Genomic DNA, 23,949 nt, shown 5'->3' on the forward strand with positions numbered 1-23,949 from the left:
GCATGCCCTTGTACGGCCCTGGACGGGCCTGGGACCCCGTCCGGGTCCCAGGAGACGCGGGCGGGGAGGGGCCCGGGGGAAAGGCGTGTGAACCCACCCCGGCCAGCGTGCTAATGTTCTGGATGTCGGAAGGCGCTCGCACAAGACCCGGACAGAACAACCCGGATCGCGTGAGAGAATCGAACGGCAACACCCATGCGCGGGTGGCGGAATAGGCAGACGCGCTGGATTCAGGTTCCAGTGCCCGAAAGGGCGTGGGGGTTCAACTCCCCCCTCGCGCACAGATGAGACCCCCGGTCTCCGGAGAAATCCGGAGACCGGGGGTCTTTCGTTGTCCCTGTGCAGGTTGGCTTCCTCACATTGTTGCCTCGGTCACCTTCTCGGCCCGGGGTCGGGCCGGGGTGGGATCTGGGCGAGGGGCCGGGCGCGGCTTGTGTGGCCTCCGTCACGGCTGTAGAGAGACGGCTTCACGGACTTCGTCAGGCGGTAGCGAGTCCGTCACGGCCGTGCGGAAGGCGCGGATCCGGGCGGTCTCGCGTGCGGTGTGGTGGACGAGGCCCAGGACGGAGTCGGGGAGTCCGGTCACCGGGACGAAGATGAGGTCGCGCCGGCCGTGGTAGTCCGCGGTGGGCCGGCACAGCAGCATCGCCCCGCGCCCGGCCGCGGTGAGGGTGAGGCCCTCCTGGAGGGTGCTGATCCGCGGGCCGGCCGGTATGGGGCGGCCCTGAGGTGTGGTGGCCGGGGCGTGGGCCGCGCGCCAGTAAAGCGGCGCCGGGACGTCCGGGGAGATCAGCGGGACGCCGGCAAGCTCCTCGGCGCCGATCGCGGTCCGGGACGCCAGGTGATGCCGTACGGACACCGCGAGGGTCTGCTGCTGGGCGGAGAAGACCGGGCCCAGGGTGAGGTCTGGCTCGGCCATGGGCAGCAGCGTCACGGCGACGTCGACCGCACCGCTGCGCAGCGCACCGAAGGGGTCACACAGGGGGATCTCGACGATTTCGGTGGCACAACCGGGGTGGCGGCGCTGGAAGGTGTCGATGGCCCGCATGATCCGGTCGTCCGCGGTCCCCTGGAACCCGATCGTCAGCCGCCCTTCGACGCCCCGGGCGGCACTGCGGGCACGCTCCACGCTGACGCGCAGGGCGTCGTACGCGGGGCGCAGCGACGTACGGAACTCCTCGCCGAGCGGGGTCAGCCGGACCCGGCGGCTGGTGCGGTCGACGAGCCGGGCGCCGATCCGCGACTCCAGGGAACGCAGCAGCTGGCTGACGCGGCTCTGCGAGACGTAGAGGCGCTCGCCGGTGCGCCCGAAGTGCAGTTCCTCGGACAGCACGAGGAAGCACTCCAGCTCGCGGAGTTCGAGGCCGGGGGCAGCGGTCATGAGGTGTACCCGCTCGTGGGATCGATGAGTTCTGCTCAGAGAAGATCGATGAGCTCTGCTCATAGAAGGGTGAGGAGTTGGCCGTTGTTCCCCGGCGGGCGTGCGCATTGGCTGGGGGTATGACGACGAGTGAGGACGGGCCGGTGGTGAGCCCGGTGGTGAGCCCGGTGATGGCGCACGTGGGGGAGACCTCGGAGAAGCCCGTGGAGGTGACGGGACGCGAGCGGCAAGGACGGTCCCGGTGTGGGGAGTTGGGTGGCGGGAGGGCGGTTGGGTGGGGCGGTGGCTGGCCGGCGGTGGCGGCGCTGGCGGCGGCGACCTTCACGGTCGTCACGTCCGAGATGCTGCCCGTCGGGCTGCTGACCCCGATCGGCCGGGAGCTGCGGGTCTCGGACGGTACGGCGGGGCTGACGCTGACCGTGACCGGCCTGGTGGCCGCGCTGGCCGCGCCGCTGCTGACGCTGCTGATGGGGCGGCGGGATCGGCGGGCGGTGCTGGCCGCCCTGATGGCCACGCTGACGGCGGCGAACCTGCTCGCCGCGTACGCCCCGAACGTCGCGGTGCTGCTGGTGGCCCGGGTGCTGGTGGGGCTGGGGATGGGTGGGGTGTGGGCGATCGCGGCGGGGCTCGCGGTGCGGCTGGTGCCCGCGCACCGCGTCGCGGCGGCCACGTCCCTGGTCTTCAGCGGGGTCGCGGCGGCCTCGGTGCTGGGGGTTCCGGCCGGTACGTCCCTGGGCGAACTGGGCGGCTGGCGCACCGCGTTCGTGGGGATGGCCGCGGTGTGCGCGCTGGTGGCACTCGCGCTGGTCGTCCTGCTGCCGCCGCTTCCGGAGTCCGCCGCGGTCCGCCTCGGCGGGGTGCTCGGGCTGCTGCGCGGTGCGCCCGTACGGACCGGGCTGGTGCTGGTGGCGCTCCTGGTGACGGGCCATTTCGCGGCGTACACGTATGTGCGGCCGGTGCTGGAGCACGTGGCCGGTGTACAGCCGGGCCACATCAGCACGCTGCTGCTGGCCTTCGGCCTCGCCGGTCTGGCCGGGAACTTCGGGGCGGGGGCCGGGGCGGCGCGGTCCCCGCGCGCGACGCTGCTGGTGATCTGCGGGGTGCTCGCCGGAACGGTCCTGCTGGTGCCGCTGCTGGGACGGGGCACCGGGCCGGCCGGGCCGGCGGTCCTGATGGCCGTATGGGGGCTGGCCTACGGGGGCGTCTCGGTCAGCACCCAGACCTGGTTGACGGCGGCCGCACCCGGTGCGCGGGAGGCCGCCTCCGCGCTGTTCGTGGCGGTGTTCAACGGGGCGATCGCCCTGGGCGCCCTCCTGGGCGGCCGGGCCGCGGACGGCTGGGGGCCGGCCGGTGTGATGTGGCTGGGCGGCGCACTGGCGACGGGTGCGCTGGTGATGTTGTGCCGTTCTTCGTGAGGCGGCTTCGTGAGGCGCGCTTCGTGCAGCGGGCGCACGTCGTGAGGCGCGCTTCGTGGGGCGGTCGGGGATCGTGAGGCGCGTTGGCGGGCCCCCGCCGCGGGTTCCGGGCGCTGTGGCGTGCTCGGAGCCCGCGGCTGGGCGGTCCCGTTCCAGGGGTTCCAGGGGTTCCAGGGGTTCTGGGGCTTCCGGGGGTTCTGGGGGCTCGGGCCCGAGTTCGGGGTCCGGCTCCCGTGCTCAGGCGGCGAGGCGAGCGACGAGGGCCTTGGCCTTGGCGGCGGCCTCCTCGTGGGCCTTGTCGCGGGAGGTCTCGTACAGCGGCACCAGGTCGGCCATCGCCGGGTTGACGGGGGCCATGGTCAGCTCGGGGACGATGAACTCGACGTCCATCCCCATGCCGCCGCCCAGCACGGCCTCCATGTAGTTCTGCACGTATTCCATGCCCTCACGGGGCGTGCCCGGCGCGTACGAGCCGCCACGGCTGGCGACGACCGTGACGGGCGTCCCCTTGGCGGACGGCGCCTCACCCGCGGTGCGGCCCATGATGATCACCTGGTCGAGCCACGCCTTGAGCGTGGAGGGGATCGTGAAGTTGTACATCGGCGCGGCGATGACGACCGCGTCGGCCTGCTCCAGCTCCTCGGCGAGCTTGACCCGCACGGCGAACGCGGCCTGCTGCTCGGGGGTGTGGGTGGCCGGGTCGGAGAACGCGGCGGAGGCGGCGACGCCGTCGAGGTGCGGCAGCGGGTCGGCGGCCAGGTCGCGGTGGATGACGGTGCCCTCGGGGTGCTGCTCCTCCCAGGTCTTGCGGAAGGCCGCGGTGACCGAGCGGGAGGCGGAGACGCCCTCGGGGGAGACGGACGAGTCGATGAGCAGAAGCGTGGCCATGGGAATCGTTCCTTCGGTTGGTGCCATCCGGCCGGTCAGGGCCGGGTGGGGGAGCGGGTCTTCAGATCGGTTGAGCACTCGGTTCAGCACTCGGTTCGGGACCCCAGGGCCCCGCGGGGACTGCTGCACGGTCCCTGGCTGAGTACGGGGTGACCAACGTTTGGCTAGCTGGTTGAATTCCGTACGTCACTATTCATAGCACAGGGGCTTACTTTTCTGCAGTAGCCAACAAGAGGGCGGTACGCTGGGTGTATGGCGGACCACAGTGAGGCGACGTGTAAGCAGGTCGACGACGGCATGGCGCGCGTCTTCGAGCTGTTCGGGAAGCGCTGGACGGGGCTGATCGTCGCCACCCTGATGTCCGGCCCGGTGCACTTCGCCGACCTGCGACGGGCGATCCCCGGCATCAGCGAGCGGATGCTCTCCGACCGGCTGATGGAGCTCGCGGGGGTCGGCCTGCTCGTGCGCGAAGTGGACGCGGGCCCTCCGCTGCGCGTCTCTTACCGGCTCACGGAGGCCGGTCTCGCGATGGATCCCGCCCTCAAGGAGCTGGGGCGCTGGGCGGAGACCTATCTGGCGGACGGCGGGCAATGTCCGCAGCGGTTCCGGAGGTAGGCGGCGGGCTGGGGCTGGGTCTGGGGTCTGGGCTCTGGGCCTGAGGCCAGGGCGTGGGGTCAAGGCCTGGGGTCAGGGGCTTGGGGTAGGGCCTTCGGGGTACCTCGGTCAGCCCAGTCGCTCCTGGGCCGCGTTGTAGCGCCGTAGGTACGTGGCGAAGCGGTCGAGATCGGCCTCGTCCCAGTCGGCCAGGCGCTCGTGGAAGGCCTGGCGACGGCTGGCGGTGACATTGGCGAGTACCTGGGCGCCCTTCTCGGTGGGATGCAGCACCTGGACGCGGTGGTCGTCCGGGTCGACCCGGCGCTCGACGAAACCGAGCTTCTCCAGTGCGGCGATCTGCCGGCTGACCGTGGACTTGTCCAGGAAGTAGTGCGCCGCGAGGTCCGTCGCGCGGCATCCGCGCTGGTCATCGAGGTGCGCAAGCAGGGTGTAGGAGACCAGCGACAGCTCGGGATGCATCCGGGCGGCGGTCGCGCGGGCCCGTCGGGCGAATGCGGTCATCTCCTGCTGGATGGTCTCGACGGAGTCGTCGCGATGGGGCACGGGTTGCCTTTCGTAGATGTAGTTGTAGAGTACAACGTAAGCATGAGTTGTATTTGCCAACCATCGCCGCTCCGGTCCCTTTGCCGACCGTTGCGATCAGTCCACTCGCCAGCCGTGGCGATCAGTCCACCCCCAAGCCACCCCACAAGCCAGCGACAGAACCCCTCAGCTGAGAAGGCTCGCCCCATGAGTACGGTCCGACGTCCCGACCACCACCGAAGTGCGCCCCACGGCGGGCACCGCGCCGCGCCCGCCGGCCGCCCCGCCGCCCACGCGGCCGGGCTCCGTCATGTCCTGGCGCACCTGGTCACACCCCTGCTGATGTGCATCGGCATGGGGCTCGCCTACCTGGGCGCGTTCGCGCATCCGGCACCCCACCACCTGCCGGTCGCGGTCGTCGGATCGAGCCGTGGCGCACAGCTGCTCGCCCAGTCCCTCAACGACACGTCGGGCGGTGACCTGGAGGTGCGAACGGTCCCCGATCGGCCGACGGCGGTCGAGCAGCTGAAGCACCAGGACATCTTCGGTGCGTATGTGATGCATGCGAAGGCGCACGCGCAGGCTCAGCCGCAGGAGGGCGCGCAGGGAGGGACTCCGAAGGGCACGCAGGGGCCGGCGCAGGGACGGATACCGGAGGGCACGCAGGGGCGGACGCAGGGACCGGTGGCGCCCGAACTGCTCGTCGCCACCGCCGGATCCGACACCAGCGCCTCCGTCGTGCAGAAGATCTTCACGCCGCTCGCGGCCCAGCAAGGCGCCCCGCTGAAGGTCACGGACGTCGCACCGCCCGCCGAGGACGATCCGACCGGGCAGGGCATCTTCTTCCTGCTGGTGGCGATCAGCATCGGTTCGTACGCCTCGGTCGCGGTGATCGGCGGCGCCGGCGCCGTGCTGCCGCTCCGGCTGCGGGCCGCGCTGGCGATCGGCACGTCCGCCGTGGTCAGCCTCATCGGCACGGCGTTCGCGGGCCCGGTGTTCCACCTCGTCGACCACGGTTTGTGGGGCCTGTGGGGCATGGCGTGGCTGTACTCCGCCGGCGTTCTGCTGATCGGTACCGGCCTGCACACCTTCCTCAAGCGGTGGACGACGCTCGGCGTGATGGCCCTCTTCGTGATGCTCAACTTCACTTCGTCCGGCGGGATTTTCCGGCCTGAGATGCAGAACGGCTTCTTCGCCGCGCTGCACTCCTTCTGGAACGGTGCCGGCTTCGTGGAGGGCCTCCGCAGTCACGTCTACTTCCACGGTTACGGCCTGTCCGGCCACGTCTGGACGCTGGTGGGCTGGTTGCTCGTCGGTGTGCTGATGGTCGGCCTGGCGGGGCTGGCCGAGCGGCGCCGGCGGGCCGCGGAGGCGGAAGCGGCGGCCAATGCGGCGGCAGTGGCGGCGGCCGCGGTGGCGGCAACGGTGCCGGAGCCCAGGCCGCGCCGGTTGGTGAGGGCGGCGGCGCCCGGCACCGGCTCGTCGGACGAGGCCACGAAGGAAGAGCTGACGGAGGAAGAGATGGCGGAGGAAGAGATGGCGGAGGAAGAGCTGGAGGAGGTGGTGGGCGTGTAGTGGTCGGTCGGTCGGTGGCGTGGCAGTTGACGGCTGCTGCTGGGAGCTTGGCGGGTTGCGGGTTGCGGGTTGCGGGTTGTGCTGCGGGCTGCGGGCTGCGGGCTGTGGGCTGCGGGCTGTGGGGTGATGCCAACGCCTGGCCGCAGGACGGGCCCCCTGCCTCCCCTGCCCCGGACCTCCTCTCCCCTCCTCAGCGACCAGCGCAGGCGCATACACATGCGCATACGCAGGGTTATCCACAGGCCCTGCGCGCGATGACGCGACGTCGGTACCGTCATGGCACGTCGGCAGGCCGGAAGCAGTTCCGTCCGGCGGCCGGTAAGCAATGCCCAGTGACAGAGAATTCGCCGACCGACCTCACCGACCTGGTGGGCGTCGCCGAAGTCGCCGCAGCCGTGAAGGTCCTGAAGGGGGAGGTGGCCCGCCATGACGCGTGTGCCGTACGTACCGGGGTTTGCCAAGGCCGATGCAGAAGGCCCGTCGCCCAAGGCCGCCGGCCGGGCATTGCGGGAGCGGCTGCCCCGTGCCGCGCAGTCCGCACTGTCGAGCGCGGCCGAACGCCCGGACGCGGTAGCGGCGGTGGAGGAATCCAACGCCGGACGGCTTCCCGACCTGACGCCGATACGGGTCGGCCGGATGGCCGCGAGCCCGTTCGCCTTCCTCCGCGGCTCCGCGGGCCTGATGGCGTACGACCTGACGGCCGATCCGGTGACCGGTATCGGCGCCCAGATCTGCGGCGACGCCCACGCCGCCAACTTCGGGCTCTACGGCGATGCCCGCGGCGGCCTCGTCATCGACCTCAACGACTTCGACGAGACCCTGTACGGGCCGTGGGAGTGGGACGTGAAGCGGCTCGCCACGTCGATGGTCCTGGCGGGCCGGGAAGCGGGTGCGGATGAGGACGAGTGCCGCAAAGCCGCCCAGGACGCGGCGGGCGCGTACCGACGCACGATGCGGCTGCTGGCGAAGCTGCCGGTGACGGAGGCGTGGAACGCGATCGCCGATGAGGAACTGGTCTCACACACCGACGCCCGGGACCTGCTGGGGACGCTGGAGCGGGTGTCGGCCAAGGCGCGGAAGAACACCAGCGCGCGGTTCGCGGCGAAGGCGACCGAGCGGACGGCGGACGGAGGCCGCCGGTTCGTGGACGCGCCACCGGTGCTGCGCCGGGTGCCGGACGCCGAAGCGGCAGCCGTGGCCGCTTCCCTCACCAGCTACCTGGACACCCTCCCCGAGGACCGGCTGCCCCTGCTGGCCCGGTACGCGGTGCACGACGTGGCCTTCCGAGTCGTCGGCACGGGCAGCGTGGGCCTGCGGTCGTACGTGGTGCTGCTGCTGGATCACCGCGGCGAGCCACTGGTTCTGCAGGTCAAGGAGGCCCGTAGCTCCGCGCTGACACCGTATGTGGAGAAGGCCGGCTTCCCGTCCCCGGCGGTGACGCATGAAGGCCGGCGGGTGGTGCTCGGCCAGCGGAGGATGCAGGTCGTCAGCGACATCTTGCTCGGCTGGACGACTGTGCAGGACATACCCGTGGCCGACGATGGAGGTACCCGCTCCACTACCCCTGCCCAGGGGACGGGCGATCCGGCTGCCGGACTTCCCTTCCAGGTCCGCCAGTTCAGAAACCGCAAGGGCAGCGTCGACCCGGCCCAACTGACCGGCGACCAGCTGGACGACTACGCCCGGATGACCGGCGCCCTCCTGGCCCGAGCCCACGCCCACAGCGCCGACCCACGCCTGGTGGCCGGCTATTGCGGCAAGAGCGAAGAACTGGACGAGGCCATAGCGAAGTTCGCCGTCGCCTACGCAGACCGCACGGAAGCGGACCACACCGCATTGACAACAGCAGTGAAGAACGGCCGGGTGGCGGCAGAAATGGGGGTATGAGCCGCCACACCTCTTCGGGCTCGTCTCTGCCGTCGGCGATGGCTTCTTTCGGCGATCGATCGACTCTGCCGACCGACGCTCGCCTCAGCGGGATGACGAAAGCCTCAGCGCACTGAGGAAAGCCTCAGCGGTCTGACGAGCGTCGACTGTTGGTCGTGGCGCTGGCTGGGAGGCGGCTGCCGGGGGGGCTGGGTGGCCCCGGCTGGGCCCTGAGGAATGGGCCAGGAGGGATGGTCGTGGAAGGTGGCCCTGCCTCTCGGACCGTACTCGGACGGGTGCGGGTACGGGTGCGGGCGCTGACAATGCTGACACCACGGATCCGGGCGGGCGGCGGGCACGGGTCGCGCGGCGCGCTGCGACTCGACGCGACGATCCGTGGTGGCCCGACGGCCGCTCGGCACCCGAGGGGCGCCCGGCCGCGATGGCCTCTTGATCACGGCTGATCGGGGCTGATCGGGCGTAGCGGCGACGGGCACCGGCCTGACTGGTGGCCGCCAGGGGGGCCGATGGCGGCTGCCGCTCAGGGGGTGGCCTCACCGAGCCGTGCCTGACGGGACTTGTGATCTTGCGGTTGGTGACGAGGTGCAGGTGCAGGTGTGACCTGACGGTTCGGGGCGGTGGCTGAGGGTGAGGGCTGCCGATTGGGGGTGTCGAGCTGCTTCGTCGGGCGGCGGGCGGCGGGCGGCGGGCGGCGGGCGTAAGCGGCTAGCGGCGGGCGGCGGGCGGCGGTGGGTGGTCGCGGTCGGCGGTCGATTAGCGGCGGGCGTATGCGGTTAGCGGCAGGCGGCAGGCGGCAGGCGGCAGGCGGCAGGCGGCAGGCGGCAGGCGGCAGCCGGTGGCCGGTGGTGCGGCGGTCGGTGGTTCGACGGTTCGCGGTCGGCGGTCCCGGTTTGCGGTGGTCGGTGGTCGACGGTCCGCGGTCGGTTAGCGGCGACCGGTGGGGGTGGGTGAGGCGGTAGGTGGTGAGCGGTGGTCGGTGGGTGGTGGGTGAGGGGCGGGGTGGGGTGGGGGGAGGGGAGGGGCCCCGGGGGGAAGGCAGCAGGGAAAGGCGAAGCTCCGGTCTCTCAGGGCCCACAAGGCCAAGGCATGGAGTGAGCCCACACGGCCAAGGCATGGAACGACGGGAGCGGCGCCCGGCCGGTCGGCCGGTGGCGACGGAGGGCGGGGGCCGGCTCGGGCCGTACGCTGACCGGGTGACGAACTCGCACGCGGACAACACACAGGACGACCAGCACCGAGCGGACGGGCCGGACACGGCGGCTGCCCTGGGGGATCCGCAGGCGTCGGATGCCCGCGACGGCGGTCAGGGCGCCCCGACCGCAGGCACGGACGCACAGCCGTCACCGTCTGACGGCTCCGGCTCGTCCGGCGACACCGCCCCGTCGGGCGCATCCGGCCAGGCCCCATCCGGTGACCAGGACTCCCACGGTCAGCAGTCGCAGTCTTCCTCCCCCAGCCAAGACGCGGCCGATGAGGGGACGCGGCGGTTGGCCAAGGCCGTGTTGGCGGCGGAGCAGGCGTTGATCGAGTTCGAGATCGCGGTGGAGACGTTCCGGGTGGAGGTGGAGAACTTCTCCCGGCTGCACCATCAGCGGCTCGGTCCCATGTACGCGCGGCTGGACGAGCTGGACGCGCAGATCGCCGAGGCCGTGGCAGCGCGTACCGGCGACCCCGAGGACATCCGTAAGGCGCGCGAGGCGCGGGCGTCGGTGCTGCCGATGCCGGAGGTGGAAGAGCTCTTCCACGGCTGGCTGGGGTCGGACGGGCTGTTCCCGGAGGCGCAGGCGATGCTCACCGAGCAGTCGGTGCAGCCGCCGCAGAAGGTGCGGCCCAGCGAGGAGGTCCGTAAGGCCTACCGCGAACTCGTCCGCAAGGCCCACCCCGACCTGGCACGGGACGATGCGGAGCGGGCGCGGCGGGATGAGTTCATCGCGCGGGTCAATGCGGCGTACGGCCGGGGTGACGAGGTGGCGCTGCAGGCGCTCGCGCGGGAGTGGGCGGCCGGTCCGGCGCCGGCCGAGGAGCGGCTCAGCGAGAGTGAGGAGCTCTACGCCCGCCTGGAGTGGCTGGCCACGCGCAAGGAGCTGCTGGCGGCCGTTGCCGCCGAGCTGGAGGAGAGCGCGATCGGCGCGATGATCAAGATGGCGCCGGAGGACCCGGACCGGCTGCTGGACGAGATCGCTGAGAAGCTGCTCGCCGACGTCGCAGAACGTGAGGCGTACCTCGCGCAGCTGGTCGGGTAGCGTCGGGACCATGCAATTTGGTTCTGTACCCACCGTCGATGTCGATGCGCTCTCGGCCGAGGCCTTCCTTCTGGACGTGCGGGAGAACGACGAGTGGCAGGCGGGGCACGCCGAAGGTGCGCTGCACATCCCGATGAGCGAGTTCGTCGCCCGCTACGGGGAGTTGACCGAGAAGGCTCCCGAGGGCGACAAGGTCTACGTCCTGTGCCGCGTCGGTGGCCGTTCGGCCCAGGTGGCGCAGTACCTGATCCAGCAGGGCGTCGACGCGGTGAACGTCGCGGGCGGCATGCAGGCATGGGAGGCCGCCGGACGTCCCGTTTCGGACGGTAACGGCGGAGCGGGGACCGTTATCTAGCCAGCCAGCCAGCCAGCCAGCCGGGCGCCTACCAGGTCGTTATCCAGCCGGCCGGTTCCTAGTCGGCCGGTTCCTGGTCGATCGGTGCCTGGCCGGCCAGGGCTGGTCGGCCAGCGCCTGCGTGGCACGGCTGGCCGACCTCCGCTGCCCACCTGTACGCACCTGTACCCACCCGCGTTCAGCCGGCCGCTGCACGGGACGGGCGTGCGTCGCCACGCCTCAGGCCCCCGGGGCCGGGCCGCATGCGCCGGCCCGGCGAGCCCGTGCGGCCTCCGCGCCACGGCTCACCCCAGTGGATGCACCGCGAGCAGGTCGCCGAGGGCCTCTTCGTGGGCGGCGGCGGGGCCGAGGGAGAGTTCGAGCTGCTTGGCCCAGGCGTGGTAGCGGTGCAGCGGGTAGTCGGTGTCGGCGCCGAATCCGCCGTGCAGGTGCTGGGCGGTCTGGACGATGCGGCGTACGCCCTCGGAGGCCCAGATCTTGGCGACCGCGATGTCACCGGCCGGTGGGAGCGGGCCGGCTGCGTCGGCGGTGAGGCGCCAGGCGGCCTGCCAGAGGGTGGCCTCCATGGCGCGCAGGTCGATGAAGCGGTCGGCGGCCTGGACCGCCACGGCCTGGAAGGTGGCCAGCGGGAACCCGAATTGTTCGCGCTTGCCGGTGTACTCGCTGGTCATGGCCAGTACCCGTTCGCCGAGCCCCAGGGCCAGGGCGCAGGTGCCGATGGTCAGGAGATGGCGGAGGGATTCCCAGGCGGCCGGGTCCGTGAGCGTTTCGGTGGCGCTGATACGGACGGAGTCGAGCCGGACCTCGGCCTGGCGCTCGCCGCTGGTGGAGATCTGGTCGGCGAGTGTGACGCCGGGCTGGGTGCGGGTGACGAGGGCGAGGACGGCATTGCCCTCGGCGGTGTGTGCGGGCAGCAGGATCCGGTCGGCGGTGGCGGCCCAGGGGACGGCGGTCTGGGCACCGTCGAGGATCCAGTGGCTGCCCTCCTGGGTGGCGCGGACGGCGAGTTCGGCCGGTTCATGGCCCGTACGGCCGGCGGCGGCGACGGTGACGACGAGGTCGCCGGTGGCGACCCGCGGCAGTACGTCCGTACGGAGCGCGGCATCGGCGTACCGCTGGAGGGTGAGCGCCGCGGCGCCGGACTCCAGCAGGGGCACGCGGGCCAGCACCTTCGCCGATTCGCGGAGAACGAGACAGAGCGCTATCGGGTCGAGGCCCGCGCCGCCGTACTGCGGCGCGATGAGCAGGCTCAGCAGATCCGCGTCGGCGAGCTTGCGCCACAGCGCGCGGTCGAAGTCGTCGGCGACCGCTCCGGTGGTCAGTGCCGGGCTGGGTACGTCGTCCGGAGCGGTCCCCGAGAAGACGGCCCGCGCTGCCTCGACGGCGGCCTGTTGCTCCTCGGTGAAGGTGAAGTCCACTGCCTGTCCTTCCTTCCGCACGGCACCACGACCTGACGAGCCGTCAAGTCAGGCGCCAAGGTAGAACATGTTCCAGGAATTGGGAATGGCGGTGGTGGTGCGGTGGTGAAGGGACGGCCGCCGAGCCGGCCCCCTGAACCGCTGATTCGCCCGACGTAGCCGTTCAAAGGCCGGGGACGGCCCATAGGGCGGCCCATGGGCGTGGGCCGCCCATGCCGTGGGAGGTCCGTAGTCGTCCCCTACCGGTCGAAGTCCAGCTCCACCTTCTCCGTGGCCGGGTGGGACTGGCAGGCGAGGACGTAGCCGGCGTCGACCTCGTCGGATTCGAGGGCGAAGTTGCGGTCCATGCGTATCTCGCCGGAGACCAGGAAGGCCCGGCAGGTGCCGCAGACGCCGCCCTTGCAGGCGTAGGGGGCGTCGGCGCGGTTGCGGAGGACGGCTTCCAGGAGTGATTCGCCGTCGTGGACGGGCCAGGTGCCGGAGCGGCCGTCGAGGGTGGCGGTCACCGTGCTGTGCGCGGGGGCCTTGGCCGCGGGCGCGGTCGGGGCGCCGTTGTCGACGTGGAAGATCTCTTCGTGGATGCGGTTGCGGGGTACGCCGAGGGCGCGCAGGGCGCGTTCGGCGCCCTGGACCAGGCCGTACGGGCCGCAGAGGTACCAGCCGTCGATGGCGTCGGTCTTCAGGAGGGCCGGCAGCAGGGTGCGGAGCCGGTCCTCGTCCAGGCGGCCGGAGGGCAGGCCGGCCTGCTGTTCCTCGCGGGAGAGGGTGTGGATCAGCTGGAAGCGGTCGGGATAGCGGTCCTTCAGGTCGGCGACCTCCTCCAGGAACATCGTCGAGGCCGCGGTGCGGTCGCTGCGGATCAGGCAGAAGCGGGCGTCGGGCTGCTGCGCGAGGAGGGTGCTGGCGATGGACAGCACGGGGGTGATGCCGCTGCCGCCGACGATCCCGACGAAGTGCCCGGGGCGCGGGGCGAGGACGAACCGGCCGGCCGGGGCCATCACCTCCACCGTGTCGCCGACGGCCAGCTCCTTGAGTGCGTAGGTCGAGAAGGCGCCGTCCTCGACGTGCCGGATGCCGACGCGCAGGACGGGCTCGTCGGTGGCCGGGGTGCAGATGGAGTACGTCCGGCGGGTCTCCTGGCCGTCGACCGTTCTGCGCAGCGCGATGTGCTGCCCGGGGGTGTGCCGGAAGGCGCTGCGGAGTTCGGGCGGGACGGTGAAGGTGACGGCCACCGCGTCGTCCGTGAGCCGCTCGACCTCCTGGACCCGGAGCGGGTGGAACATCACAACTCCTTGAAGTGGTCGAAGGGTTCGCGGCAGGACTCGCAGCGGCGCAGCGCCTTGCAGGCCGTGGAGGAGAACCGGCTCAGCAGGGTGGTGTCGGTCGATCCGCAGTGCGGGCAGCGGATCGTGAGGTCGACGGAGATCGGTCCGCCGGCCGGGCCGGCCGGGCGCGGTGGGGCGATGCCGAAGTCGGCCAGCTTGCGGCGGCCCTCGGCGGTGATGGCGTCCGTGGTCCAGGGCGGGCTGAGGACCGTACGGACCTCGACGTCGGGTATGCCGTGGTCGTGGAGTATCCGCTCGATGTCGGCGGACATGGCCTCGATGGCGGGGCAGCCGGTGTAGGTGGGGGTGAGCTCGACCTCGACGCGGTCGGGGGCGGTCAGCCGCAGATCGCGCAGGACGCCGAGTTCGGCGAGGGTGAGGACGGGCAGCTCGGGGTCGGGAACGGAGCCGGCCAGTGCCAGCAGTTCCGCTTCGAGGGCCGTGCCGGCCGTGGTGGACCTGCCGGCCGAGGTGGGTGAGTCGGCCCTCGTGGCAGTGGTGTCGCCGGTGGTCACCATGTCGCCCCCGGGTGGCTGCGGTGGAGGTGCTGCATCTCGGCGAGCAGCCGTCCGAACGGTTCGGTGTGCAGGCCCTGGCGGCCCGCGCCGGCGGTCCAGGCGCCGCGCTGCGGTCCTTCGGGGAGGCGGAGGGTGGCCTGCTCGACGGTGGCGGTGATGCGGGTGGTCCACACGTCGTGGAACGTGGCCCAGGGCAGCGATTCCAGTCCGGGCACCGGCTCGAACATCTCGCCCGTGAAGCGCCAGAGGGCGTCCAGGGCGCGCTGCATGCGGGTGCGGCTCTCGTCGGTGCCGTCGCCCAGCCGGAGGGTCCACTGGGTGGCGTGGTCGCGGTGGTAGGCGACCTCCTTGACGGCCTTGCCGGCCAGGGGGGCCAACTCGGTGTCCCCGGAAGCCAGTTGCTCGAAGAGCAGCTCCTGGTAGGTGGAGAAGTAGAGCTGGCGGGCGATGGTGTGGGCGAAGTCGCCGTTGGGCTGCTCGACGAGCTGGAGGTTGCGGAACTCCCGCTCCTCGCGCAGATACGCCAGCTCGTCCTCGTCGCCGGCCAGGGAGAGCAGCACCCGGGCCTGGCCGAGCAGGTCCAGCGCGATGTTGGTCAGCGCCACCTCCTCCTCCAGGACCGGGGCCTGGCCGGCCCACTCGCCCAGGCGGTGGGAGAGGATCAGCGCATCGTCCCCGAGGGGCAGGGCGGGGGTGGTCACGGTGTCCCTCACAGGTGGTGCACCCCCTCCGGGATCTCGTAGAAGGTCGGGTGGCGGTAGGGCTTGTCGCCGGCCGGCTCGAAGAAGGCGTCCTTCTCGTCCGGGGAGGAGGCGGTGATCTGGGCGGAGGGCACCACCCAGAGGGAGACGCCTTCGGAGCGCCGGGTGTAGAGGTCGCGGGCGTTGCGCAGCGCCATCTCGGCGTCCGGGGCGTGGAGGCTCCCGGCGTGGGTGTGCGACAGGCCGCGGCGGCTGCGGACGAAGACCTCCCACAGAGGCCAGTCGGTGGGGCGGGTGTCCCCCGCTTCGGCGGGGGCGCCGGAGGCGGGGGTCTCCGCGGGGCGGGGTGTCGTCGTCATCGTCCGGCCTTCCCGTGCTTGGCCGCGTGTGCGGCGGCTGCCTCGCGCACCCAGGCGCCTTCTTCGTGGGCCCGCCGGCGGCGGTTGATCCGCTGCTCGTTGCAGGGCCCGTTGCCCTTGAGGACCTCGCGGAACTCGGTCCAGTCGATGGAGCCGAAGTCGTAGTGACCGCGGTCCTCGTTCCACACCAGGTCGGGGTCGGGGAGGGTGAGGCCGAGGGCCTCGGCCTGGGGGACGCAGATGTCGACGAAGCGCTGGCGGAGCTCGTCGTTGGAGTGCCGCTTGATCTTCCAGGCCATGGACTGGGCGGAGTGCGACGACTCGTCGTCCGGTGGGCCGAACATCATCAGGGAGGGCCACCACCAGCGGTCGACCGCGTCCTGCGCCATCGCGTGCTGGGCTTCGGTGCCGCGGCTGAGGGTCAGCAGGAGCTCGTAGCCCTGGCGCTGGTGGAAGGACTCCTCCTTGCAGACGCGGACCATCGCGCGGGCGTAGGGGCCGTAGGAGCACCGGCACAGCGGGACCTGGTTGGTGATCGCCGCGCCGTCCACGAGCCAGCCGATGGCTCCGACGTCCGCCCAGGTCAGGGTGGGGTAGTTGAAGATCGAGGAGTACTTCTGGCGGCCGGTGTGGAGCTTGTCGAGGAGCTCGTCGCGGCTCGTGCCGAGGGTTTCGGCGGCGCTGTAGAGATACAGGCCGTGGCCGGCCTCGTCCTGCACCTTGGCCATCAGGATCGCCTTGCGGCGCAGGGAGGGCGCGCGGGTGATCCAGTTGGCCTCCGGCTGCATGCCGATGATCTCGGAGTGGGCGTGCTGCGCTATCTGCCGCACGAGTGTGGAGCGGTACGCCTCCGGCATCCAGTCCCGTGGTTCGATCCGCTCGTCCGCGGCCACGGTGGCGTCGAATGCGGCCTCCTGAGCCGCCTCCTCCGGCGCGATCGTCGTCATGTGTGCCCCCTCGCTCCCGACCGACCGATCGTTCGGTTCAATGGTGAGTGGGCGGGCAGCGGGTGTCAAGCCTGTGGATAACCCGGGGGAGGGTGTGCCGGGTGGGGCCGCGTAGGTACGGTTCCGGGGCGGAGTTGACCGCATGGGTTTACGGGAACGGGGCGGGAATGCAGTCATACGGGGACGAATCGCGGCCTTTGGCCGCGCTGTCGCTACCCTCGCGGATCGTCATAGGCGTGGCGGCCTGCGCCGTCGCCGTCATCGTCGCGATTCATCTCGCCATGATGTTCCTGCACGTCGCGCCGCAGAACACGCTCAGCAAGCAGCAGGGCTCCCTGATCAGCGACTACGTCTATCCCGAGTACGAACAGAACTGGAAGCTGTTCGCGCCCAACCCCCTCCAGCAGAACGTCGCGGTCCAGGTCCGCGCGCAGGTCCGCGCCGAGGACGGCAGCAGCCGCACCACCGGGTGGACCGACCTGACCGCCCGTGACGGCCGGGCCATACTCCACAACCCGCTGCCCAGCCACACCGAGCAGAACCAGCTGCGCCGGGGCTGGGAGCTCTTCGTCAACAGCCACAACGCCCAGGGCCGTCCGATCGGCGCCCGCGGCGAGCTGGCCGAGCGCTACATCCGGCGGATCGTGATGTTCCGGATGCAGGGCGAGTGGACCGCGGCCGGCGGCCGGGTCGAGCGCATCCAGGTCCGCTCCCGTACGGCCGCGGTCAGCCCGCCGCCGTGGAGCACCGAGAAGATCAGCGACAAGCCCGTGTACCGCGTGCAGCCCTGGTGGCAGATCACCTCGGCCGACCTCCCCGAGGGGGCGAACAGCCAGTGACGTCGCCGACGCCCCAGCAGCCCCGGAGCACCTCGCAGCCCTCGCACACCACGGAGCCCACCGACGTGTCGCAGCAAGCGCACGCACCCCACGACCCCCAGGCCCCCGCCGCTACCCCGGCCCCCTACGAGGAGACCCGGATCGAGCGCGCCATCGGCCGCCTCTTCGGCCGCACCACCGGCCGCGCGCTGGCCCCGTACCAGACCGCCGTGATCCGGATCGGCTTCTCGGCGACCTGGCTGCTGTTCCTGCTGCGCGAGTGGCCGCACCGCCTCACGCTCTACGGGCCCGACAGCCCCTGGAGCCTGGACATGGCGCGCCGCCTCCTGGACGCCAACCACGCCTTCTCCATGCTGCTGTGGTCCGACGGCCGCGGCTGGTTCGAGTGCGTCTACCTGATGGCCGTCGCCTCCAGCGCGGCGCTGCTGCTCGGCTGGCGCACCCGCACCATGTCGGTGCTCTTCATGCTCGGCGTGATCTCGCTGCAGAACCGCAGCGTCTTCATAGGGGACGGCGGCGACAACGTCATCCACCTGATGTCGATGTATCTCGTGCTCACCCGGTGCGGCCAGGTCTGGTCGCTGGACGCACGCCGCGCCAAGCGCGCCCGGGCCGCGGCGGAGGCGGCCGCGGCCGAGGAAGCCGGCGGGGAGGCGCCCGAGGGGGCGCCGAGCGCCGCACAGACGCCGGGAGCGGGCCGCGGACGCGATCTGACCGGCATCGTCCTGTGGGCCGTGCTCGGCCTCGCCCTCGCCGTCGCGCAGCTCACCGGCGGCTACGCCCTCCTGTGGTTCGACAACGGCCCGTTCCCGCACATCGGCTGGAGCCTGGTCCTGTGGGGTCTGTGGGCCGCGCACGCCCTCTGGTGGGCGGTCCAGCGCTACGCGCCGGGGGAGCCGCGCACCGTACTGGACACCCTCACCAAGCTCGCCCACAACGGCGCACTGCTGGTGATCATGGTCGAGGTCTGCCTCGTCTACTCCACCGCCGGCTGGTACAAGATCCAGGGCTCCCGCTGGCAGGACGGCACCGCGGTCTACTACCCGATGCACCTGGACTACTTCTCCCCCTGGCCCGCGCTCTCCCAGCTGCTCGGCAGCAACGGCCTGATGGTCATGCTGATCACCTACGGCACGGTGATCGTCCAGGTGGCCTTCCCCTTCACGCTCTTCAACCGCCGGCTCAAGAACGTGCTCCTGGTCATCATGATCTGCGAGCACCTCTCGATCGCGTTCCTGCTGGGACTGCCGTTCTTCTCGCTCGCCATGATCGCCGCGGACGCGGTCTTCCTGCCGACGAACTTCCTGACCTGGGTCTCCGCCCGCGCCTCCGGCCTGCGCGAACGGCTCTTCCCGCGCGCCGTCCCGGCCGTCCCGGACGGCGGCCCCGGAGGCGGTGAACCCCCGGCTCGTACGGACCACGGCGGCGGTGGCCATACGCTCGTGGGGTGAGCAGCGAGAAAACCGCCCCCGCCGAGCCCCTCCAGTACGACGAGGGCTACGGGGCCCAGATCGGCGTCGGGCCGCATCCGGAGCCCTGGCCGCAGGACGACCGTTACGACCCGGAGCTGCTCGCGCACGGCGACCGCCGCAACGTCGTCGACCACTACCGCTACTGGACGCGCGAGGCGATCGTCGCGGACCTCGACACCCGTCGCCACGACTTCCATGTGGCGGTCGAGAACTGGGGCCACGACTTCAACATCGGCTCCGTCGTGCGCACCGCGAACGCGTTCCTGGCCAAGGAGATCCACATCGTCGGCCAGCGGCGCTGGAACCGGCGCGGGGCGATGGTCACCGACCGCTACCAGCACGTCCGCCACCACCCGGACACCGCGGACCTCACCGCCTGGGCCACCGCCGAGGGGCTGCCGATCATCGGGATCGACAATCTCCCGGGGTCCGTGCCGCTGGAGACGACACAGCTGCCGCGGCGGTGTGTGCTCCTCTTCGGCCAGGAGGGCCCGGGGCTGACCGAGGAGGCGCGCCGCCACGCCTCGCTGGTCTGCTCGATCGCGCAGTTCGGCTCGACCCGCTCGATCAACGCGGGCGCGGCGGCCGCCATCGCGATGCACGCCTGGATCGGCCGCCACGCACGGATCGACGGGCCGGACGCCGGCTGACCGACGCCGGCCCCGGCCACGTCATGCGGGACGGCGCTTGGCCCGGCTCACGTCACGCGGCCCGGCGCCCGGCCCGGCTCACGTCACGCGGCCCGGCGCCCGGCCCGGCTCACGTCATGCGGGCCGGCGCCCCGGCCCCCGGCTCACGTCATGCAGGGCGGCGCACCTCCACCATCCGGAAGCGGTTGGCCACGAACGCGCCGTCGCAGAGCACCGCATTCGCCGCCGGGTTACCGCCGGAGCCGTGGAAGTCCGAGAACGCCGCGGTCTGGTTCACATAGACCCCACCGGTGAGGTTCAGCGACAGCTGGGCGCACTCCTCCAGGCAGGCCTCCTCCACCAGCCGCTCGACCTCGGCGTCCGTGGTGTACGCGCCGACCGTCATGGCGCCCTTCTCGCGGACCGTCCGCCGCAGCAGCTCCACGGCGTCGGCGGCGGAGTCGACGGCCACCGCGAACGACACCGGCCCGAAGCACTCCGAGAGGTATGCCGCCTCGGAATCCGGCTTGGCCCCGTCCAGCTTGACGATCACCGGGGTGCGGACCGTCGCCCCGGGGAAGTCGGGGTTGGTCACCTCACGGGAGGCCAGAGCCACCTCGCCGAGTCCGCCGGCGGCCTCGATCCGCTCCTTGACCTGCGGATTGACGATCGCGCCCAGCAGCCCGTTGGCCCGCGCGTCGTCGCCGAGCAGCCCGCTCACCGCGCCCGCGAGGTCGCTGACCACCTCGTCGTACGACTTCGGCCCGGCGTCCGTGGTGATGCCGCCGCGGGGGATCAGCAGGTTCTGCGGGGTGGTGCACATCTGGCCGCTGTAGAGCGACAGGGAGAAGGCGAGGTTGCTGAGCATGCCCTTGTAGTCATCGGTGGAGTCGATGACGACGGTGTTCACGCCGGCCTTCTCGGTGTGGACCTCGGCCTGCCGGGCGTGCGTCTCCAGCCAGTCGCCGAACGCGGTCGAGCCGGTGTAGTCGATGATGCGCACCTCGGGGCGGACCGCCAGCGTCTTGGCCAGGCCCTCGTCCGGCCGGTCCACGGCCAGGCACACCAGGTCGGCGGGGAAGCCGGCGTCGTCGAGGACCTCGCGCGCCACCTTGACGGTCATGGCCAGCGGCAGCACGGCCCGCGGATGCGGCTTGACCAGGACCGGGTTGCCGGTGGCCAGGGAGGCGAACAGGCCGGGGTAGCCGTTCCAGGTCGGGAAGGTGTTGCACCCGATCATCAGGGCCACGCCGCGCGGCACGGCCGTGAAGCTCTTGGACAGCTCCAGCGGGTCGCGCTTGCCCTGCGGCTTGGACCAGGCCGCCTGCCCCGGGGTGCGGGTCTGCTCGGCGTACGCGTACGCCACCGCCTCCAGGCCGCGGTCCTGGGCGTGCGGCCCGCCGGCCTGGAACGCCATCATGAACGCCTGTCCGCTGGTGTGCATCACGGCCTGGGCGAACTCATGGGTGCGCGCGCTGATCCGGGCCAGGATCTCCAGACAGACCGCCGCGCGCAGCTCCGGACCGGCGTCCCGCCAGGCCGGGATCGTGGCGCGCATCGCGGGCAGCAGGACGTCCACGTCCGGGTGCGGATAGCTGATCCCCAGCTCCGGCCCGTAGGGCGAGACCTCCTGGCCCGTCCAGTCGTCCGTGCCGGGCTGGGTGAGCTCGAAGCGCTTGCCGCGCAGCGCCTCGAACGCGGCCGCACCGTCGGCCGCGGCGGTCTCGCCGTACGCCTTGGGGTGCTCGGGGTGCGGGGACCAGTAGGCGCGGGTACGGATTGCCTCCAGCGCCTGGTCGAGGGTCGGACGGTGCTTCTCGATCAACTGCGCTGCGGTCATTTCGGCGGCCATCGATGACCAACTCCTCGTCGAGCCGGGCGGAGAGCGGATAGGGCTGGGAGCGGACAGGACAACGGAGTTAGAGTAACCGAACGATCGGTCGGGGCAAGAGGGCCCGGCGAGCCTGTGGAAAAGTCGGTCGGGGAGGATCAGCGGGCATGACGGCAATCGGCACCGGCAACACCGTGGCAGTGGTGGGCACCGGCACCATGGGACAGGGAATCGCGCAGGTCGCGCTGGTCGCCGGCCACCGCGTACGGCTCTACGACAGCGCCCCCGGGCGCGCGGAGCAGGCCGCCGGCGCGCTCGTGCGGCGGCTGGACCGGCTGGTGGAGAAAGGCCGGATCACGGCGGCCGAGCGGGACGCCGCGCGCGAGCGCCTCTCCCCCGCCACTGCCCTCACCGAGCTCGCCGACGCCGCGCTGGTCGTCGAGGCGATCCTGGAGGAGCTGAAGCCCAAGCAGGAGCTGTTCAGGTCGCTGGAGGACATCGTCGGCGACGACTGCCTGCTGGCCACCAATACGTCCTCGCTGTCCGTGACCGCGGTCGCCGGCGGCCTGCGCCGCCCCGGCCGCTGCGTGGGCCTGCACTTCTTCAACCCCGCGCCGCTGCTCCCGCTGGTCGAGGTGGTCAGCGGCTTCGCCACGGACGAGGCGGCCGCCGGCGCGGCGTACGACACCGCCGCCGCCTGGGGAAGAAGCCGGTCCGCTGCGCCGATACCCCCGGTTTCATCGTCAACCGCATCGCCCGCCCCTTCTACGCCGAGGCCCTGCGCGCCTACGAGGAGCGGGTCGCCGACCCCGCCACCATCGACGCGGTGCTGCGCGACGGCGCCGGCTTCAAGATGGGGCCGTTCGAGCTGACCGACCTCATCGGGCAGGACGTGAACGAGGCGGTCACCCACTCCGTGTGGCAGTCCTTCTTCCAGGACCCCAAGTTCACCCCCTCGCTGGCGCAGCGCCGCCTGGTGGAGTCCGGGCTGCACGGCCGCAAGGCGGGGCGCGGCTGGTACGACTACTCCGAGGGCGCCCAGCGGCCCGCGCCGCACACCGCGGAGCCCTGCCCGGCCCCGGAGGCCGTCGCCCTGCACGCGCGGCTGCCCGGCCCCGCCGCGGTGCTCCGAGAGCTGATCGAGGAGGCCGGCATCAAGGTCACCCGCGACCGCACGCCCGGCGAGTCGGAGGGCTTCATCCGGCTGCCCGGCGGGGCCTGCCTCGCGCTCACCAACGGCTACCCGGCGACGAGCGTCGTCTACGACAGGTACATCCGCTTCGACCTCTCGCTCGACTACCGGGCCGCCACCCGGATCGCGCTGGCCGCCTCGGAGACCTGTTCCGAGGCGGACGTCGCGGAGGCCGTCGGGCTGTTCCAGGCGCTGGGCAAGGACGTCAGCGTGATCGGCGACGTCCCGGGCATGATCGTCGCCCGGACGGTCGCGATGATCGTCGACTTCGCCGTGGACGCCGCCGCCCGCCAGGTGGCCACCCCCGAGGACATCGACACGGCCATGCGGCTGGGCGTGAACTACCCCGGCGGCCCCATGGAGTGGGCCGAGCGGCTCGGCGCCCACTGGGTGTGGGACCTGCTGGACTCGATGCACCACCAGAATGCCCAGGGACGCTACGTACCGTCCTGGGCGCTGCGGCGCCGTGCGGACCTCGAGGAACAGGTGCTCTCATCATGACCATGGCCAAGCGCGACACCTACACGCCCGATTCGCTGCTCGCCGTCGCTGTCGAGGTGTTCATCGAGCGCGGCTACGACGGCACCTCCATGGAGCACCTCTCCAAGGCGGCCGGCATCTCCAAGTCCTCGATCTACCACCACGTGCGCAGCAAGGAAGAGCTGCTGCACCGTGCCATAAGCCGGGCCCTGGACGGCCTCTTCGGCGTGCTGGAGGAGCCGGCGGCCCTCCAGGGGCGGGCGATCGAGCGGCTGGAGCACGTCACCCGCCGGGTGACCGAGGTGCTGATGGACGAACTCCCGTACGTGACGCTGCTGTTGAGGGTGCGCGGGAACACGGACACCGAGCGGTGGGCCATGGAGCGCCGCCGGGAGTTCGACCACGAGGTCTCCGCCCTCCTCAAGCAGGCCGCCGCCGACGGCGACCTGCGGGACGACGTGGACGTCCGGCTCGCCACGAGGCTGCTCTTCGGCATGATCAATTCGATCGTCGAGTGGTACCGGCCCGGGCGGGGCGGTACGGCGAACCGCGACGAGGTCGCCGAGGCCGTGGTGCGCACGGCGTTCGCGGGCCTGCGCCGCCCCTGACGGGGCTCTGTGAGGGCCTGACGTCCTGCGGGGCCCTGACGGGGCCCTGACGGCCGCCCGCGGCGCCGGGCGGCTCACTCCCCCTCGGGCCCGAGATCGGTCTCCTCGAAGACCAGCAGGGTGCGGGTGCTGAGCACCTCCGGTATCGACTGGATACGGGTGAGGACCAGCTCCCGCAGTTCACGGTTGTCCTTGGTGTGCACCAGCAGCAGCACGTCGAAATCGCCGCTGACCAGCGCGATGTGGGTGGCGCCCGGCAGCGCGGTGAGCTGCTTGCGCACGGTCCGCCAGGAGTTCTGCACGATCTTCAGCGTGATGTACGCGGAGGCGCCCTGGCCTGCCCGCTCCTGGTCGACCTGGGCGCTGAAACCGCGGATCACCCCGTCGTCCAGCAGCCGGTTGATGCGCGCGTAGGCATTGGCGCGCGAGACATGGACCCGCTCGGCCACGGAGCGTATCGAGGCCCTGCCGTCGGTCTGCAGCATGCGCAGGATCGACCGGTCGATGGTGTCCAGCGGGCGTGCGGCCGGGGCGGCCGGGGCGGGCGGTTCGGGCGACGGTGGCTGACCGTTGTTATTGGCCATCTGTTCGTCCGGCATATGGTCCCGCCTCCCCTTTGTGGACGCCCTGTCTTCATCTGAAGCTGTGGAGAACCGTTTGTCCACAGGCTGAACCCGCCTGTAGCCAAAATGCATCGACGACCGAACAATCGGTAGGGAAGGGCTCACCCGCCCCGACCGGTTTCATCC

21 protein-coding genes, 1 tRNA gene and 1 pseudogene are annotated in these 23,949 nt (G+C 71.7%); 12 read left to right on the forward strand and 11 right to left on the reverse strand.

Annotated elements, in window-relative coordinates:
• The first annotated feature begins 197 nt into the window (after positions 1–197).
• A tRNA-Leu gene (locus tag OJ254_RS09085) sits at positions 198–281 on the forward strand.
• Between the two features lie 164 nt (positions 282–445).
• Here the strand turns inward: OJ254_RS09085 and OJ254_RS09090 are convergent.
• Complete coding sequence (locus OJ254_RS09090) at positions 446–1,381, reverse strand: LysR family transcriptional regulator (protein ID WP_265361921.1); 936 nt, start codon at positions 1,379–1,381, stop codon at positions 446–448.
• Between the two features lie 296 nt (positions 1,382–1,677).
• Between OJ254_RS09090 and OJ254_RS09095 the strand changes: the two genes are divergently transcribed.
• Positions 1,678–2,796, forward strand: coding sequence for an MFS transporter (locus OJ254_RS09095; RefSeq protein WP_265365106.1), 1,119 nt, complete (start codon positions 1,678–1,680; stop codon positions 2,794–2,796).
• A 237-nt stretch (positions 2,797–3,033) separates the two neighbouring features.
• On the opposite strand, the gene OJ254_RS09100 is transcribed toward OJ254_RS09095, so the two are convergent.
• Entirely contained in the window at positions 3,034–3,684 is a 651-nt protein-coding gene (locus tag OJ254_RS09100; RefSeq protein ID WP_265361922.1) for an FMN-dependent NADH-azoreductase, read from the reverse strand.
• 252 nt (positions 3,685–3,936) lie between these two features.
• Here OJ254_RS09100 and OJ254_RS09105 point away from each other — a divergent pair, with 252 nt between their 5' ends.
• Positions 3,937–4,299 carry a winged helix-turn-helix transcriptional regulator gene (locus OJ254_RS09105; protein WP_261956724.1) on the forward strand — a complete coding sequence of 121 codons (363 nt, stop codon included), beginning with the start codon at positions 3,937–3,939 and terminating at the stop codon, positions 4,297–4,299.
• A gap of 108 nt (positions 4,300–4,407) precedes the next feature.
• On the opposite strand, the gene OJ254_RS09110 is transcribed toward OJ254_RS09105, so the two are convergent.
• Positions 4,408–4,842 carry a MarR family winged helix-turn-helix transcriptional regulator gene (locus OJ254_RS09110; protein WP_030798440.1) on the reverse strand — a complete coding sequence of 145 codons (435 nt, stop codon included), beginning with the start codon at positions 4,840–4,842 and terminating at the stop codon, positions 4,408–4,410.
• 186 nt (positions 4,843–5,028) lie between these two features.
• On the opposite strand from OJ254_RS09110, the gene OJ254_RS09115 reads away from it, so the two are divergent.
• The 4 genes from OJ254_RS09115 to OJ254_RS09130 all read left to right on the forward strand — a co-directional run bounded on the left by OJ254_RS09115 (position 5,029) and on the right by OJ254_RS09130 (position 10,881).
• Positions 5,029–6,396, forward strand: a complete 1,368-nt coding sequence (locus OJ254_RS09115; protein ID WP_265361923.1) for an ABC transporter permease — start codon at positions 5,029–5,031, stop codon at positions 6,394–6,396.
• Positions 6,397–6,822: 426 nt separating this feature from the next.
• Positions 6,823–8,283, forward strand: a complete 1,461-nt coding sequence (locus OJ254_RS09120; protein WP_265361924.1) for a DUF2252 domain-containing protein — start codon at positions 6,823–6,825, stop codon at positions 8,281–8,283.
• 1,193 nt (positions 8,284–9,476) lie between these two features.
• Positions 9,477–10,526: a J domain-containing protein gene (locus OJ254_RS09125; protein WP_265361925.1), complete on the forward strand. Its 1,050-nt coding sequence runs from the start codon at positions 9,477–9,479 to the stop codon at positions 10,524–10,526.
• A 10-nt stretch (positions 10,527–10,536) separates the two neighbouring features.
• Positions 10,537–10,881, forward strand: a complete 345-nt coding sequence (locus tag OJ254_RS09130) for a rhodanese-like domain-containing protein (protein WP_265361926.1) — start codon at positions 10,537–10,539, stop codon at positions 10,879–10,881.
• A gap of 284 nt (positions 10,882–11,165) precedes the next feature.
• Here the strand turns inward: OJ254_RS09130 and OJ254_RS09135 are convergent, their stop codons facing one another.
• From OJ254_RS09135 to paaA, 6 genes are all read right to left on the reverse strand, one after another.
• The gene (locus OJ254_RS09135) at positions 11,166–12,299 is read right to left on the reverse strand and encodes an acyl-CoA dehydrogenase family protein (RefSeq protein WP_265361927.1); all 1,134 of its coding nucleotides are present in this window, start codon (positions 12,297–12,299) and stop codon (positions 11,166–11,168) included.
• Between the two features lie 239 nt (positions 12,300–12,538).
• Positions 12,539–13,582 carry a 1,2-phenylacetyl-CoA epoxidase subunit PaaE gene (gene paaE, locus OJ254_RS09140; protein WP_265361928.1) on the reverse strand — a complete coding sequence of 348 codons (1,044 nt, stop codon included), beginning with the start codon at positions 13,580–13,582 and terminating at the stop codon, positions 12,539–12,541.
• A complete protein-coding gene (gene paaD / locus OJ254_RS09145) occupies positions 13,582–14,142 on the reverse strand; it encodes a 1,2-phenylacetyl-CoA epoxidase subunit PaaD (RefSeq protein ID WP_265361929.1) in 561 nt (186 codons plus the stop codon). Before paaD ends, paaE begins: the two co-directional genes overlap by 1 nt.
• On the reverse strand, positions 14,136–14,843 hold the full coding sequence (gene paaC / locus OJ254_RS09150; protein WP_265361930.1) for a 1,2-phenylacetyl-CoA epoxidase subunit PaaC: 708 nt from the start codon (positions 14,841–14,843) through the stop codon (positions 14,136–14,138). The genes paaD and paaC overlap by 7 nt, the downstream gene beginning before the upstream one ends.
• Before the next feature lie 8 nt (positions 14,844–14,851).
• Positions 14,852–15,202 (reverse strand): 1,2-phenylacetyl-CoA epoxidase subunit PaaB, encoded by a 351-nt coding sequence (paaB, locus tag OJ254_RS09155; RefSeq protein ID WP_265361931.1) that lies wholly within the window; start codon positions 15,200–15,202, stop codon positions 14,852–14,854.
• Positions 15,199–16,149, reverse strand: a complete 951-nt coding sequence (gene paaA, locus OJ254_RS09160; protein ID WP_265361932.1) for a 1,2-phenylacetyl-CoA epoxidase subunit PaaA — start codon at positions 16,147–16,149, stop codon at positions 15,199–15,201. Before paaA ends, paaB begins: the two co-directional genes overlap by 4 nt.
• A gap of 167 nt (positions 16,150–16,316) precedes the next feature.
• On the opposite strand from paaA, the gene OJ254_RS09165 reads away from it, so the two are divergent.
• Genes OJ254_RS09165 through OJ254_RS09175 form a run of 3 tightly spaced genes read left to right on the forward strand, consistent with a single transcriptional unit; the run spans position 16,317 to position 19,110 of the window.
• Positions 16,317–16,988: a DUF5819 family protein gene (locus tag OJ254_RS09165; protein WP_265361933.1), complete on the forward strand. Its 672-nt coding sequence runs from the start codon at positions 16,317–16,319 to the stop codon at positions 16,986–16,988.
• Complete coding sequence (locus OJ254_RS09170; RefSeq protein ID WP_265361934.1) at positions 16,985–18,439, forward strand: HTTM domain-containing protein; 1,455 nt, start codon at positions 16,985–16,987, stop codon at positions 18,437–18,439. Before OJ254_RS09165 ends, OJ254_RS09170 begins: the two co-directional genes overlap by 4 nt.
• Positions 18,436–19,110 carry a TrmH family RNA methyltransferase gene (locus tag OJ254_RS09175; protein WP_265361935.1) on the forward strand — a complete coding sequence of 225 codons (675 nt, stop codon included), beginning with the start codon at positions 18,436–18,438 and terminating at the stop codon, positions 19,108–19,110. Before OJ254_RS09170 ends, OJ254_RS09175 begins: the two co-directional genes overlap by 4 nt.
• Before the next feature lie 148 nt (positions 19,111–19,258).
• On the opposite strand, the gene paaN is transcribed toward OJ254_RS09175, so the two are convergent.
• Positions 19,259–20,941 carry a phenylacetic acid degradation protein PaaN gene (gene paaN, locus OJ254_RS09180; RefSeq protein ID WP_265361936.1) on the reverse strand — a complete coding sequence of 561 codons (1,683 nt, stop codon included), beginning with the start codon at positions 20,939–20,941 and terminating at the stop codon, positions 19,259–19,261.
• A gap of 146 nt (positions 20,942–21,087) precedes the next feature.
• On the opposite strand from paaN, the pseudogene OJ254_RS09185 reads away from it, so the two are divergent.
• A pseudogene (locus OJ254_RS09185) lies at positions 21,088–22,613 on the forward strand (3-hydroxyacyl-CoA dehydrogenase).
• Positions 22,610–23,200, forward strand: a complete 591-nt coding sequence (locus OJ254_RS09190; RefSeq protein ID WP_265361937.1) for a TetR/AcrR family transcriptional regulator — start codon at positions 22,610–22,612, stop codon at positions 23,198–23,200. The pseudogene OJ254_RS09185 and the gene OJ254_RS09190 overlap by 4 nt, the downstream one beginning before the upstream one ends.
• A 74-nt stretch (positions 23,201–23,274) precedes the next feature.
• Here OJ254_RS09190 and OJ254_RS09195 read toward each other — a convergent pair whose 3' ends face one another.
• Complete coding sequence (locus OJ254_RS09195; protein ID WP_265361939.1) at positions 23,275–23,799, reverse strand: Lrp/AsnC family transcriptional regulator; 525 nt, start codon at positions 23,797–23,799, stop codon at positions 23,275–23,277.
• Between the last annotated feature and the right edge of the window lie 150 nt (positions 23,800–23,949).

Origin of the sequence: Streptomyces endophytica, from assembly GCF_026153355.1 — a bacterium.
GTDB classification, from domain to species: Bacteria; Actinomycetota; Actinomycetes; order Streptomycetales; family Streptomycetaceae; genus Streptomyces; species Streptomyces endophytica.

Coding starts and splice junctions, on each gene's coding strand:
- OJ254_RS09090 (WP_265361921.1), bottom strand. CDS start 1,381: ATGACCGCTGCCCCCGGCCTCGAACTCCGCGAGCTGGAGTGCTTCCTC.
- OJ254_RS09100 (WP_265361922.1), bottom strand. CDS start 3,684: ATGGCCACGCTTCTGCTCATCGACTCGTCCGTCTCCCCCGAGGGCGTC.
- OJ254_RS09105 (WP_261956724.1), top strand. CDS start 3,937: ATGGCGGACCACAGTGAGGCGACGTGTAAGCAGGTCGACGACGGCATG.
- OJ254_RS09115 (WP_265361923.1), top strand. CDS start 5,029: ATGAGTACGGTCCGACGTCCCGACCACCACCGAAGTGCGCCCCACGGC.
- OJ254_RS09120 (WP_265361924.1), top strand. CDS start 6,823: ATGACGCGTGTGCCGTACGTACCGGGGTTTGCCAAGGCCGATGCAGAA.
- OJ254_RS09130 (WP_265361926.1), top strand. CDS start 10,537: ATGCAATTTGGTTCTGTACCCACCGTCGATGTCGATGCGCTCTCGGCC.
- paaE (WP_265361928.1), bottom strand. CDS start 13,582: ATGTTCCACCCGCTCCGGGTCCAGGAGGTCGAGCGGCTCACGGACGAC.
- paaD (WP_265361929.1), bottom strand. CDS start 14,142: ATGGTGACCACCGGCGACACCACTGCCACGAGGGCCGACTCACCCACC.
- paaB (WP_265361931.1), bottom strand. CDS start 15,202: ATGACGACGACACCCCGCCCCGCGGAGACCCCCGCCTCCGGCGCCCCC.
- paaA (WP_265361932.1), bottom strand. CDS start 16,149: ATGACGACGATCGCGCCGGAGGAGGCGGCTCAGGAGGCCGCATTCGAC.
- OJ254_RS09165 (WP_265361933.1), top strand. CDS start 16,317: ATGCAGTCATACGGGGACGAATCGCGGCCTTTGGCCGCGCTGTCGCTA.
- paaN (WP_265361936.1), bottom strand. CDS start 20,941: ATGGCCGCCGAAATGACCGCAGCGCAGTTGATCGAGAAGCACCGTCCG.
- OJ254_RS09190 (WP_265361937.1), top strand. CDS start 22,610: ATGACCATGGCCAAGCGCGACACCTACACGCCCGATTCGCTGCTCGCC.
- OJ254_RS09195 (WP_265361939.1), bottom strand. CDS start 23,799: ATGCCGGACGAACAGATGGCCAATAACAACGGTCAGCCACCGTCGCCC.